The 12,542-nt window shown below is 28.3% G+C and carries 18 protein-coding genes; 7 read left to right on the top strand and 11 right to left on the bottom strand.

Annotation, left to right across the window (positions count from 1 at the left end; all coding sequences use genetic code 11):
- Nucleotides 1–25 precede the first annotated feature (25 nt).
- Both ABXT65_RS02790 and ABXT65_RS02785 read right to left on the bottom strand, forming a co-directional pair.
- Nucleotides 26–262 (bottom strand): hypothetical protein, encoded by a 237-nt coding sequence (locus ABXT65_RS02790; protein ID WP_415324030.1) that lies wholly within the window; start codon nucleotides 260–262, stop codon nucleotides 26–28.
- A gap of 47 nt (nucleotides 263–309) precedes the next feature.
- Nucleotides 310–516 (bottom strand): hypothetical protein, encoded by a 207-nt coding sequence (locus ABXT65_RS02785; RefSeq protein ID WP_415324029.1) that lies wholly within the window; start codon nucleotides 514–516, stop codon nucleotides 310–312.
- A 176-nt stretch (nucleotides 517–692) separates the two neighbouring features.
- On the opposite strand from ABXT65_RS02785, the gene ABXT65_RS02780 reads away from it, so the two are divergent.
- From ABXT65_RS02780 to ABXT65_RS02770, 3 genes are read left to right on the top strand one after another with little or no spacing between them, the layout of a single operon-like run.
- A complete protein-coding gene (locus ABXT65_RS02780) occupies nucleotides 693–896 on the top strand; it encodes a hypothetical protein (protein WP_415324028.1) in 204 nt (67 codons plus the stop codon).
- Between the two features lie 41 nt (nucleotides 897–937).
- Complete coding sequence (locus ABXT65_RS02775; RefSeq protein WP_415324027.1) at nucleotides 938–2,464, top strand: caspase family protein; 1,527 nt, start codon at nucleotides 938–940, stop codon at nucleotides 2,462–2,464.
- Nucleotides 2,461–3,732 carry a S1C family serine protease gene (locus ABXT65_RS02770; protein WP_415324026.1) on the top strand — a complete coding sequence of 424 codons (1,272 nt, stop codon included), beginning with the start codon at nucleotides 2,461–2,463 and terminating at the stop codon, nucleotides 3,730–3,732. Before ABXT65_RS02775 ends, ABXT65_RS02770 begins: the two co-directional genes overlap by 4 nt.
- A 2-nt stretch (nucleotides 3,733–3,734) precedes the next feature.
- Here ABXT65_RS02770 and ABXT65_RS02765 read toward each other — a convergent pair whose 3' ends face one another.
- Nucleotides 3,735–4,202 carry a hypothetical protein gene (locus ABXT65_RS02765; protein ID WP_415324025.1) on the bottom strand — a complete coding sequence of 156 codons (468 nt, stop codon included), beginning with the start codon at nucleotides 4,200–4,202 and terminating at the stop codon, nucleotides 3,735–3,737.
- Nucleotides 4,203–4,267: 65 nt separating this feature from the next.
- Between ABXT65_RS02765 and ABXT65_RS02760 the strand changes: the two genes are divergently transcribed.
- Nucleotides 4,268–5,749 (top strand): hypothetical protein, encoded by a 1,482-nt coding sequence (locus ABXT65_RS02760; RefSeq protein WP_415324024.1) that lies wholly within the window; start codon nucleotides 4,268–4,270, stop codon nucleotides 5,747–5,749.
- 48 nt (nucleotides 5,750–5,797) lie between these two features.
- Nucleotides 5,798–5,962, top strand: a complete 165-nt coding sequence (locus ABXT65_RS02755; protein ID WP_415324023.1) for a hypothetical protein — start codon at nucleotides 5,798–5,800, stop codon at nucleotides 5,960–5,962.
- 188 nt (nucleotides 5,963–6,150) lie between these two features.
- Here ABXT65_RS02755 and ABXT65_RS02750 read toward each other — a convergent pair whose 3' ends face one another.
- Nucleotides 6,151–6,465 carry a DUF805 domain-containing protein gene (locus ABXT65_RS02750; protein ID WP_415324022.1) on the bottom strand — a complete coding sequence of 105 codons (315 nt, stop codon included), beginning with the start codon at nucleotides 6,463–6,465 and terminating at the stop codon, nucleotides 6,151–6,153.
- Complete coding sequence (locus tag ABXT65_RS02745; protein WP_415324021.1) at nucleotides 6,465–7,100, bottom strand: TerB family tellurite resistance protein; 636 nt, start codon at nucleotides 7,098–7,100, stop codon at nucleotides 6,465–6,467. Before ABXT65_RS02745 ends, ABXT65_RS02750 begins: the two co-directional genes overlap by 1 nt.
- A 275-nt stretch (nucleotides 7,101–7,375) precedes the next feature.
- Between ABXT65_RS02745 and ABXT65_RS02740 the strand changes: the two genes are divergently transcribed.
- Together ABXT65_RS02740 and ABXT65_RS02735 are read left to right on the top strand one after the other, a co-directional pair.
- Nucleotides 7,376–7,618 (top strand): hypothetical protein, encoded by a 243-nt coding sequence (locus tag ABXT65_RS02740; RefSeq protein WP_415324020.1) that lies wholly within the window; start codon nucleotides 7,376–7,378, stop codon nucleotides 7,616–7,618.
- 18 nt (nucleotides 7,619–7,636) lie between these two features.
- Entirely contained in the window at nucleotides 7,637–7,882 is a 246-nt protein-coding gene (locus tag ABXT65_RS02735) for a hypothetical protein (RefSeq protein WP_415324019.1), read from the top strand.
- Nucleotides 7,883–7,932: 50 nt separating this feature from the next.
- Here ABXT65_RS02735 and ABXT65_RS02730 read toward each other — a convergent pair whose 3' ends face one another.
- From ABXT65_RS02730 to ABXT65_RS02705, 6 genes are all read right to left on the bottom strand, one after another.
- A complete protein-coding gene (locus ABXT65_RS02730; protein ID WP_415324018.1) occupies nucleotides 7,933–8,292 on the bottom strand; it encodes a hypothetical protein in 360 nt (119 codons plus the stop codon).
- A 140-nt stretch (nucleotides 8,293–8,432) separates the two neighbouring features.
- On the bottom strand, nucleotides 8,433–9,014 hold the full coding sequence (locus tag ABXT65_RS02725) for a hypothetical protein (RefSeq protein WP_415324017.1): 582 nt from the start codon (nucleotides 9,012–9,014) through the stop codon (nucleotides 8,433–8,435).
- A 122-nt stretch (nucleotides 9,015–9,136) separates the two neighbouring features.
- Entirely contained in the window at nucleotides 9,137–9,622 is a 486-nt protein-coding gene (locus tag ABXT65_RS02720) for a thermonuclease family protein (RefSeq protein WP_415324016.1), read from the bottom strand.
- Nucleotides 9,585–10,955, bottom strand: a complete 1,371-nt coding sequence (locus ABXT65_RS02715; RefSeq protein WP_415324015.1) for an MATE family efflux transporter — start codon at nucleotides 10,953–10,955, stop codon at nucleotides 9,585–9,587. Before ABXT65_RS02715 ends, ABXT65_RS02720 begins: the two co-directional genes overlap by 38 nt.
- A gap of 9 nt (nucleotides 10,956–10,964) precedes the next feature.
- Complete coding sequence (locus tag ABXT65_RS02710; protein WP_415324014.1) at nucleotides 10,965–11,870, bottom strand: rhodanese-related sulfurtransferase; 906 nt, start codon at nucleotides 11,868–11,870, stop codon at nucleotides 10,965–10,967.
- Nucleotides 11,870–12,520: an O-methyltransferase gene (locus ABXT65_RS02705; protein ID WP_415324013.1), complete on the bottom strand. Its 651-nt coding sequence runs from the start codon at nucleotides 12,518–12,520 to the stop codon at nucleotides 11,870–11,872. The genes ABXT65_RS02710 and ABXT65_RS02705 overlap by 1 nt, the downstream gene beginning before the upstream one ends.
- Nucleotides 12,521–12,542: the final 22 nt, after the last annotated feature.

The following is a 12,542-nucleotide window of genomic DNA, read 5'->3' as shown; positions in this document are numbered from 1 at the left end:
ATAGTTAATATAATCTTACCCATATTTATATTTTATCTCCCTCATTCTTTGTAAATTGATGAATTAACTTTCTATTTCTAATATTTTGAGTTTCTTGAACATAAACTCCACCCAACTTTAAAAATTGAGAATTGGCGGCTAGATAAGTAAAACCACTATCTGCTTTAAGAGCTGTATTCATTAATGATAATGAAAAAATCATTATCCCAAACTTACTATAAGCAACTGTTAGTCTTGAAATTGAAGCAAAAACCTTTTTCATAATTTCCTCTTTCCCCTCCCCTAAAATTAAGGGGAGAGTAGTCAAAATTAGCTTCCCTCCTTACCAACATTTAATAATGTTGAACCAATTAGACCAAATATAATTGGTGAAAATCTCGAAACTGGACCCATAAAGCTAGTTAAGTTTGTTCCTGCAAATGACATTGCAAAGTCAATTACTGCAAAGGCAATTAACAAACCTCCGATAATGTTAATAAACGATGTACCGCCTGTATCTTCTTTTACTGTCTTCATTTTTTTCTCCTTTTGTTGTTTGTTTTTCATGCAATACATTTAGCAACGATTGGTTTGAAATACTTGTCCACAAACAAAGAAGAAATTGGATATGAGGTTAAATTTAGGCTTATTTAGTCCAAAATCTAATACAGTTTTGGATTAGGTTAATTGATATAAAATTATATATTTATTATATGAAAAAAATATTTGCTAAAATTTTTATAATCTTAATTCTTTTGCAAGGTTGTGATTCCGCTAGTGTCCCTGTTAAAAAATCAAAGACAAATATTTGTCATGAAAAAGGATCAAGATACTACGATATAACAAAGCACTATAAAGCTTATCAAACAATCAAAGATTGTATTAAAAGTGGTGGTAGACTGCCAAAAAGGAGTTAAATCTTCAGTGACTTTGTTTCCTAAAAATTATAGAGTTATTAATGATTAAAATGATTAAGGCGTTATTACTTATCATATTTTTAGCGACTTTTACCTTACAGGCTAATTCCGAAACATCATGGATAACTAAAAAATCAGATAAATCAGATTCTGAAATTAAAATAGAAAAAAAAGAAAAAACTGAAAATAATAAAAAAAGTGAATGGATAAAAAAGAAGAAAAAAGAAGAAATAAAAAAAAATAAAAAAAAGTTTAAAGAAAAAATAAAAGAATCCAAATCTTGGATAACTAAAAAAAGTAAAGATAAAATAAAAGATATAAAAGAAAATCTTAAAAAATATAAAAACAAAGATAGCTTACCAAAAGCTGAGTTTTATTTTGCAGCGATAATTGAAGCAAAAGAAAATGAAGAAGCAACTTATCTTTATGGTTATGTAAATTCAGATAAAAAATCTGAAAAATTTAAACTTAACAATAAGTCTTATTATAGTAAAAGTGATGGTATTGCCTTTCTTGATGATGGAAAAACAACTTGTGTTGTAGATTCACAAATAGGAACTTTTTTTGGTGACATAATGGGTAAGGTGGTTGTTAAATGTAAAAACAAACTTGAGATGGCAGGAAAATTTACCCAAACTAATAATGCGGGAAAAGGAATTGAAGGTGAAACTAATAAAGGTAATAATGTTGAGTTTGAATTTTATACATCAAAAAAATTAGCTCTTGCAAAATTAGATTCATATAAGGTAGATACAGAAACTCTTATAACAAGAAGTCTTCCTGCTCCAAGAAATAATAAAAATATTAAACTAGAACCAAATGGAAAATACTACGCATTATTAATTGGGAACTCTAAATATGATAATTGGGAAAACCTAGTATCACCACAAAATGATATAAAAGAAATTAAAAATGTTTTAGATCAAAGTTATAAGTTTGAAAAAATAATTCCTATTTATAATGGAACTAAAAAAGAAATTTTGACTGCTTTAGAAGAATTATCATTAATAACAACAGAAAACGATTATGTTTTAATTTATTATTCTGGTCATGGAGATGTTAAGGCAGAACAAGCATACTGGATTCCAAAAGATGGAAGCAAAAAATGGGGTCAAGACGATTGGATTTCAATTAACTATATCGATATTTACATACGAGATGAAATAAAAGCTCATCATATAGCTGTTTTAGTAGATTCTTGTTATGTTGGCGGAAAGTTTAAAGGTCTCAACTTATTAGACAATATGACAGAAGAAGATAGTAGAATTTTTGAAAAACAATTAATAGGTGATTTAAACTCTAGATCTCGTTCTGTTTTATCTTCTGGTAGTACTGGACCAGTGAGTGATACTGTTGCTGGAACTAATCACTCTATGTTTGCTTTAACATTTTTAAATCTATTAAAAGAGTTTCACAAAAGCTCAATACCAGTAAATTTAAAAAGTGTTGCGTGGAACATGGACAGATATTTTGCAGGGTCGAGCCAAAGACCTCACTATTATCATCCACCCACATGGTCAGATGGTGGTGGAGATTTTATTTTTATTCCAAAGAATAATCTTCAATGATTAAAAAAATTATACTCATTATATTATTATCTACATTAGGAAGTTACTTATCTGCAGAAACAATAGCCTATAAGTTAAAGGGTGATTTAAAGTCTAATGGATCAGAAAGTATAGAGGTGGCCTCTACTCCTTTGGTTGATGATAAAGTGATTGTAAAATCTAAAGAACAAATTATCAGTATTGTTGCTTATGCTAAAAACCAGTCTAAAGACGTGGTTAAAAAAAATAAAACAAGAAAACCACGAACTAAATATAAGGGTGGACCTGAAGAAATTTTTGAAAAGTTTGCTAATAGTGTTGTTTATATAGAAAATAAAAAAGATAGAGGTTCAGGTTCAGGATTTATTATCAATCATAATGGCTTAAAGATAATTACAAATTGGCATGTGGTTGAAACTGCAAAAGATGTAACCATTTGTCTAAAAACAGAAAATTTAAATAGAGTGTGTGATACGGATTACTACACTGGTAAAGTTATAAAAAGAAATAAACAAAAAGATCTTGCGATGATAGAAGTTAAAGGTCTGCCAACTTCACTTAAGCCTGTTGTGTATGGAACTTATAAAAGTGTAAAAATTGGTCAAACCGCTTTTGCTATAGGTCATCCTGATGGATTGGTCTGGACTTTTACCAATGGAATGATTAGTCAAAAAAGACCAGATCATAGATGGAGATACAAATCTTCAAGACATTTTGCAAACACGATACAAATGCAAGTACCGATAAATCCTGGAAACTCTGGTGGACCTTTGTTTAATAAAGACAAAGAATTAATTGGTGTAAATACTTTTACTTCAGAAGGTGAAAATCTAAACTTTGCAATAGCTGTTGATGATCTAATTGAGTTTATCAATGAAGTAAAACAAGAAGATGTTGAATCTAAATATATTCAAAAAAAGAAAAAAGGTAATACCTGGATACAAAAAAAATCTGATACTAAAAAGAATAGTGGTTTATCAAAAAAATACCCTAATGCTAAAGAAGCAGATTTAAATGAGAATGGGGTTACAGATGCTTGGCTTCTAGATGAGAATAAAGACGGTAACTACGAAAAAGTTCTAATGGATCTAAATGAAGATGGAATTATTGAGGCTGTAGCTTTCGATGAAAATGAAAATAAAAATTATGAAATGGTTGTTTTTGATGATGACTTAGACGGAAATGCGGATAGAGCTGAGTATGATGATAATGACGACGGCACAATGGATGTTATAGCCTATGACTACAACCAAGATGGTGAATGGGATAAGTTTGAAGAATTAAGTTAAACTTAAAACTTTGTATCAATAGTCATCTTAATTTTCATAATTTTATCTTCTAGATCTTTAATAGCTTCAAATATATCTTTTTTTTCTAACAAGCTAATTTCCATCCCTTTATCACTTTTTGGATCTTGAGCATGATGAATTAACTCGGTTAATTTTCCATGCAATATTGTTGAGCGTACTAAAATCTGACTAATATCTTTAGATTCTGGTGTATCAATATTGTCAAATTCTTTAGCAATCATATATTCATGAGATACTAATAATGGAGGTGCTTTACCCTTAGCTACACAGGCTTTATCTAATTTAAAAGAGTCGTTATGATCAATTTCTTGAGGTAAATCTGGGTTACTACATTTACGTACATAAGAAGACCCCTTCCCAATTGCAGCTTGAATTTCCTGTTCACTTAATATTTTAACAACTTCCATTAATCCATTTTCAATAGAGGCTGATTTTCTAATTTTTGCCATAGCTTTTAAAAACTTATTATATGAATTATAGTAATTTATAAAAATAACTTAAGCTATGATTTAATATGCTATTTAAAAAATACCCTCTTTATTTAATAAGTTTTATCTTAAGTGTGGTTACAATATTCCTATATCCTTTAAAAACTCAAGCAGAGGTAGTTTGCTCAAATTGGGATAATGCAATAACTGAAAGTTGGGAACAACATAATTGGTATCAAGAAGAAAGAAATGATGTTGGTATATTTTATGATTTTACCTGGGATAAGGAAAAAAAAATTATTAAGATAAAGAGAAATAAGGAAAATTATCCTGTTGTAAGGTTTTCGTTATTCAACAAAATAGACATTACAGAAGGATCTATAATTAAATCTTATAACAATATTAATTTATCCAAAAAAGATGATTTAGAAATTAAAGCAATCCATAAAAAAAATGAGATGGTTAAAATAGAACTCATAAATGGAAAAGTTATAAGTATTGGCTCTAAACCTTACAAATTAAATGACATTAAAATGGAAACTTTTGGTTTACAGACGATACAAAGCATAGAACCAACAAAAGGTACTGTTGAAATATCTTTTAGATCAATTTTTTCTAATCAAAGACAAGATTTATTAAAAATTTTAAAAGATACTAATTTAAATATCGATAATGCCTACTCCAATCTATGTAATGACACTATTGATGAAATTAATTTTCCTATAGAAACTTTTGATTTTAATGAATTTAAATATGATGAAGATCTTAGAGAGGGATTAAACAATAAAACAAAAATTAATAAACCAATTATTTCTATGACAATTGACAATGAAATTTTAAGATTATTCAGATTTGAATCAGGTGTTTCTTTCTACCGACAGGATTTTAAATTTGAAAAGTTTCCTTTTGATACACAAAAAATTAAAATTACAATATCTACTGGTATGAGAAATCATTCTGACCCTACTTTAAATGTTAATAAAGATGGTGCAGTAGTAACATTTATAACGCCTGATAAGGGTGCTTTTTTAAATTTAGAAAGTTTAAAAAAAAACAATTATTTAAAAGAATGGAAAATTATTTCATCCAATATTCTGTCTAATGAAATTATTGATAAAAATTATTACGATACGTATACAGGAAAGATTATTACTGACTCAATGAATGCACTTGTAATAGAAGTTGAGATTAAAAGAAATTATGAACAATACATTTATAAGATTATTATTCCTGTATTTTTGATTTTATCCCTTGCTTGGTTTGTATTGTGGATTCCTACAAAAGAATTTGAAACACGACTAACAACTTCGATGGTAGCCCTATTATCTTTAATTGCTTATAACTTTGTATTTGCAGATGATGTGCCAAAATTAAATTACCTCACTGCCTTAGATGAATACATATTATTATCTTATATTTTTTGCTGTATCCCTACATTTATGAGTATTTGGTTTAGTAGATTTATTTCAACTAATCAAAAAAAAGCTACACTTGTTAATAGAAAGATTAGAGTTTGGGGTGTAGCCTTTTATATGTTCGCTAGTTTTTGGATATTCTTTCCTAAGTAATATTTAAATTACCTTGATACAACCTGCTGTTAAACATATGTTTTTAACATGCAAATAATTGGTTACATATTAATAGCACTTGGAGTAATAGACTTTCTCTTGGGAAATTTTGGTGACATAAATCTTACTGCATTTATGGGGACGGCATCATCTTTCTCACCTATCATATTGATAGTTTTTGGTGGTTTATTAACTCGTGTTGGAGAAAAATAATTATAAATAGAGTTGTTTAGAATTTTTCTTCACCTCTCTTCTCCATAGTATAAAAAATAATAGTATTAGAGCTGGCTGCAATACTACAAAGATAACTATATTTGATAATTCATAGCCCATACCTGTAACATTGCCAACTATTTCCAATATATGCACGAACAAATTAAAAAAATCACTAATCATAATATTTATTTAATTTTTCCTGGTGTTGCTAAAAGATATATAAAAAATATTAAACCTATTATTGGAATAAATAAAAGTAATGCAAGTAACCGACTATTACCAATATCATTTAACCTTCTACAAACGTTTGCAATATTTATTACAGAAAGGATTATTATAAGAATAGGAATAAATTGACTAATTTCATTACCAGCTATAATCATAAAAAATCCAATAACAAGTATCCACATTCCTAACCACGTACAGAAATAATCCAACCTTCCAGCGGTGTCGGAGAAAGAGAATATATTTGTCAGTCTATATTTAATACAATTAATCATTAGTTAACTGCTCCTTTATCTAATTCACTAAGGACACCTTTTATATGTGCTGGTGTCATCTCAAGTACTTTAGCAGTATACATTAGCAATTCTGACTCCCTATCATCTAAATGACCATCAGATCCTGCAACATAATACATTGCTTTAATGATAAGCTCTCTATGCTCAGGATTAAGGTAAGGTCTTATATCCTTAAGGTATTCATCTACTGTTAAATCATCTTTTTTAAGGTTCGTAATAGTTTTGGTAATTTTTGCTTTAGATAATTTTTTGTCATTAGTTAATTTATTAAAGATATCAGATACAGTTTTCACCTCTTCATCTTCAACTTTATTATCAGCAATAATCATTAAACATAAAACATTTTGTAACGCTTTCTCATATTCAGAAGCCATTTCTTCATCATTTAATCCAGGTTTATGATCAATTACGTCTAGATGATATATGCTTGAACACTCTTCACACTCAATATGTTCATTCTTTTTACTACCCACTGGAAAAGTTGGGATAAAATATAATGTAAACCAATCTTGAACATACTTCTTTTGATACGTTCTTGGTGTATTGCAATTAGGACAATGAAATTCACCACTATCCATTTTAATAGATCTTCCTTTAGTTCCAAATATAATCATGAATAAAATATAAGTAATTTTCTTAATTATATCTTGTCCAATTTAAATTTTTATTCTGGATGAGTTTGTATAAAAAAGTTCAACTTTAACGATATATACGTAATAAATAAGGCGACCGAGTTACAGAACGCCCCTTAATAACTAATCCACGTTGATTCTATTATCTTTTTTTAATTTTTAGAGCAGACACTAAAGCAGACACCTAATTTTAGAGCAGATACCTAATTTTAGAGCAGACACCTGGACATTCATACTTATTAATATTAAGTTTTTATATGAGTAAAAAAAGTGACCAAAAGTCTTTATGGCATTGGAAAAACCTTTTACCTGCTATTGCAGGAATAGGATTATACAAACTTTTTGGACTTAGCGTTGTGCCAGCAATTCTTGCTGGGTGGTTTGTATACTCAAAATTAGAAAAAAAAAATAAAGTTTTATCAGTAGTCGTTGGTCTAATATCTGGGGTTGTGGTTTACCTGATATTTATTACTTTTCTTTATGCATACTTTTTTGAATAAGACAGAATAAAAAATATCATGATAAGAAAATTTTTTAGTAAAATTAAATATCCTGTAGGAATAGTTGTGTGGATTGCTTCATCATATTGGTTTATTTCTGATAGTAGTGAAGGTGAAACTTACAGAATTCCAATAATTTTCTCATGGATACCTGATGTTTTTGGATGGAATGCTTTTTTTATTTTTATTAGTCTAGGTTTGGGATTTATGGGAGCAGGAATATGCTCTTTAATTGCCAAAGATGATGATGATATTTTTAAATAAAGATTATTAATAGAGCGACTGAGTTGCAGAACGCCCCTTCTCATTAAAGTTTAACCTTTAAATTCTGGTAAACTCTTAAAATAATCTAGTATACCCATTAAAGCAGCACCATCAGGATTTCTTCTACAATAATTTATTAAGTATTCTAAAGCAAATGTTGTTGAGTTATAATTTACAACTTTCATTCTTATACTTGTATCGTTTATATATGATTGCAAATTAAGACCATTTAAAAAACCACGTATTTCTGACTCAACTAAAAGTTTTCCTTCTTCAGTATCTAAAAATGGTTTCAAATCTTTACAAGTAGAACCTGTGGGACCCCAAGTCGCCATATCTTTAGAAAAAGAATTATGATTTATAAAAAAACTTAAAAAAATTAAAAATAGATAAGTAGATAGTTTTTTCATAATCTCACCATAGCAAATTTAAACAAAAAGAGCAGACACTAAATAGCAGACACTTTTCAATAAATAGTATTATATAAAGGTTATTAGTCGAACGACCGAGTTACAGAACACCCCTTCTCAATTAATAAGCAAATCTCTGATTAGTTTGTTCTATTATTTAACCATTCTGTAAAATAATTTATCTGAATTGTTACTGATAAGTTATCAGTAAAATTTCTTTTTTTTTCTGTAACTTCTGACCAATTAACACAGTAAACTCTGACTGCACCATTCTTAAAATCAAAATCATTAATATAAGCAATGCTTTTTAAGTCCCAATCATATTTATAATCATATTCATCTGATTTTAAATTTCCGAAATTAAATTTTAGCGTTTCAACAATCTTTTTTTTTTTATCTAAACAATTATTAAAATTTTTTTTATAATAAAGAGAACCACTTATACTGTGTACTATGTATTGATTGTCATTTTTTTTTACGTGAAAAGATAAACTCTCATATTCTTGAGATTTATCTTCTGCTCCAGTCAGCGAAATATATTCATCAGTATTATTTTGATACTTAGTTATAGTAAAATTTTTGATTTCATTTTTACTAAAATGATCTAATAAACTATCGCCTATAGTTATTCCTTCTATCTCAAAATCACGAATATCGTCAGCATAAATTGAAACAGAAAAATTTAATAATATTAGTATTAGATAAATTAAAAATTTTTTCACATTCTCACCATAGCAGAATTTGACAAAAAGAGCATACACTTCGAGCTTACACTTTTCACTTATTTGTTATTAAATATAGTAAGTAAATAAAGGAACTCGGATACAGAATGCCCCTTCTTGCTTTAATTTTTCTTTGATTTTCTGTAATCCCAAGGATAGTCGAACTTCATAGACCACATCCCTATTGTATTAATTCTTGCATAATCCTCATCTTGGACAAACTTTTTAGAATATCTTCTGTAGGCAAAAGCATAACCACTTCTAACTAGATGGCTTGATAAACTTTCATTATTAACAAAGCATTCAGCTAGAGTTCTTTTGTACTGGTCTTTTCCTTCACTAATACATTCGACTTTATAATTAGCGATTTTATCAATTAAGATTTCTTTAGCGGTTACACCGCATGGATCAATAATCCCTTGGTAAATACAGGTTTGTTTTAATTCAGGTGTATCAATCCCAGTAAATCTAATTTTTTCACCATTAAGATGAATGGTATCACCATCAACAACTTTTAATTCTTGTGATTTGACTTGATTAGAAATTAATAAAAATATTAGTGAAGAAATACTAATAAGTAAAATGACTTTTCTTTTGTTTAAAAACATTATTTAAAAAGTATCCAATAAATATGATTAGCACAATACCTATAAACCAATTAGTTACCATTATAGTATAAAATATATCTGCATAATCTCCACCTCTAATATTAATTACATACCAAAGAGATAAAAAGGGTAATGCTGATAATCTTAAAACACTTAAATAAAGACTATAGATAGGTTTTTTAACAGCTTGGAATACTGCTGTAGTAATAAAGAACACGGGATAAATGGGTGCAATTAATGCTGCAATTTTTAAATATAAAGCACCATGAAATATAGCTTCTTGGTTATCTGTAAATTGAGATACAAAAAATTCAGCACCAAAAAATAATATAACACCAGCTACTGCCATAAAAGATGATCCAAATAATAAAGCTTTAGAATATAATTCTCTTATACGATCATAATTTTTAGCACCAAAATTTTGACCCCCAATAGAAAGTACCGCCGTATTTAAACCAATTACAGGAAGTAAGAAAACTTGCTCTACCCTTAGAGCCGCACCATAACCAGCTGTTGCAAGATCACCAAATTGACCAATAAAATATAAAATATTAAAAATACCTACACCAATAAATAACATACTAAACATTATGGGTAGTGCTTGTGTGAACAATTCTTTTAATAACATTAATTTAGGAATAAAACATTTAATCGATAAATACTTTTTCAACTTACAAGAGTTGATTTTATAAGCTAAATAAAGAGTACCTACTGATTGAGCAATTACAGTAGCAATAGCAAGACCACCAATACCATAAGCTGGTACAATTCCGTATCCCCAAATAAATAAAGGATTTAAAAATATATTTAAAAAGAAACTAAATATTAAAACATTTCTGTAACTTTTAGTATCTCCTTGCGCATTCAAAGCTCCATTTAATGAGATTTGAATCATGACAATGAAAGTACCGTAAAAAATTATATCTAAATATTCTCTAGTTAAAGCTATACCCGCAGCATCAGAGCCCATAACTCCTAAAAGAAAATCAGAAGCATTTAACCCAAATAAAGTGACAACAACTGACGTTACCAATGCAAAGATTACAGATTGAGCGATTAACAATGAAGCTTTATTATTTTGTTTTGCACCTAGTAAATTACCAATACATGAGTTAGTTGCAGCACCAATACCAACACCGACAGCAATTATTACAAAATATATAGGAAATGATTTAGCTATTGCACTTATGGCTTCTGCGGAAATTCTACCTGCAAACCAGGTATCAACTAAATTATAAAATGTTTGAAATAACGAACCAACACTAGCAGGAATTGTTACTTTTCTAAGTAATTCCCAAATAGGGTCTTTAGTTAGTTTTATAGCTTTCGACAATTATTTTTCCTATTTAAATTCTTTTTGGAATATATGCTTTGAACCACTCTTTTTAGCAAGATTTATTTGTTTTTGTCTCATACGGAACCTACCCTTTTGAATTTCTGTTAAATTATCGCGACAATTACTGCATGAAACGCCTTCTTCATATTTTTTTGACTTTTTATCTTTTAATGATACTGGCTTTCTGCAGCCACTACACATTGAATAAGTCCCAGTTACTAAACCGTGCTTAACACTGATTCTATTATCAAAAACAAAGCATTCTCCTTTCCATAAGCTGTCCTCATTCTTAATATTCTTTAGATAATTAAGAATTCCACCTTTTAATTGGTAGACATTCTTAAAACCTTTTTTCTCTAAAAAAACTGAAGCTTTTTCACATCTAATTCCTCCTGTACAAAACATTGCAATAGGTTTTTTCTTATTAAGTTTTTCTAAGTATTTTGGAAATTCTCTAAAATTATCAACATCGGGATTAACTGATTTTTTAAAAGTGCCCACTTTATATTCAAATGGTTTTCTTGAGTCTAATACTAAAGTTTCTTTATCATTAATTAGCTTATTCCACTTTTTAGGATCAACATGGTTATCTTTCTTATTTTTTAATGACAAAGAATAGCCCATAGGAACTACTTCTTTTTTAATCTTAACTTTTGGTTTGTGAAATGGTTGAAATTTACTTTTTGAAATATTTTCACTATCAAACTTTTTAAAATCTAATATTTTTTTAATTTTTGTGATTGTTAATTTTACATCACTAGTTTTACCTGAGATTGTTGCATTTACTCCTTCACTAGCTATAACTATTGTTCCTCGGATATTTTTTTTGATTAAATAATCCTGTAGTAAAATCTTATTTTTTTTTAAAGAGGTAAGTTTTTTAAATTTGTAAAAACCAAATATATCGAACATTATAACACTCTACAAACAGTCATTCCATCACCCAAGGGTAATATGATTTGTTCCACTCTTTTATCATTTGCAACATAAGTATTAAAATCTCTAATATTTACTGTGAATTTATCCAAATTATCTTCATCAGCAACTTCACCATGCCACAAAACATTGTCTACAATAATCAATCCACCTTTACTCATTAAGTTTAAAGATTTTTCATAATACTCTTTATAATTCATTTTATCAGCATCTATAAAAACCATATCAAATTTATTATTTTTTAATTCTTTCAAACTATCTAATGCGGGCTTAATAATTGTTTGAATTTTATTATTCAGATTGGCTTTTTTAAAAAAATCTAATGCTACTTTGTTCGTTCCTTCATCTTTATCTAGAGCTATAAGTTTACCATCATCTGGTAATGCTAATGCTATGGATAGAGCACTTAACCCAGTAAAGGTTCCAATCTCAAGTACATTTTTAATGTTCGAAGTTTTTATAATTAAATGAAGAAAATGACATTGAGATGTTGCTACTTGCATTCTCTTTACATCACCAAGTGTATTATTATGATCAATTATTTCCTGCTGAATAGGATTTAACTTTAAACTAAAATTATCTATATATTTCTGAAGTTTTTCAGTAATTTCTAAGTTGCTACCCATGGCTTTTTAAGTCCTTTGTGTC

Origin of the sequence: Candidatus Pelagibacter sp. Uisw_127, from assembly GCF_047722515.1 — a bacterium.
Lineage (GTDB): Bacteria > Pseudomonadota > Alphaproteobacteria > Pelagibacterales > Pelagibacteraceae > Pelagibacter.
This window is presented reverse-complemented; position numbering and strand designations above follow the sequence as displayed.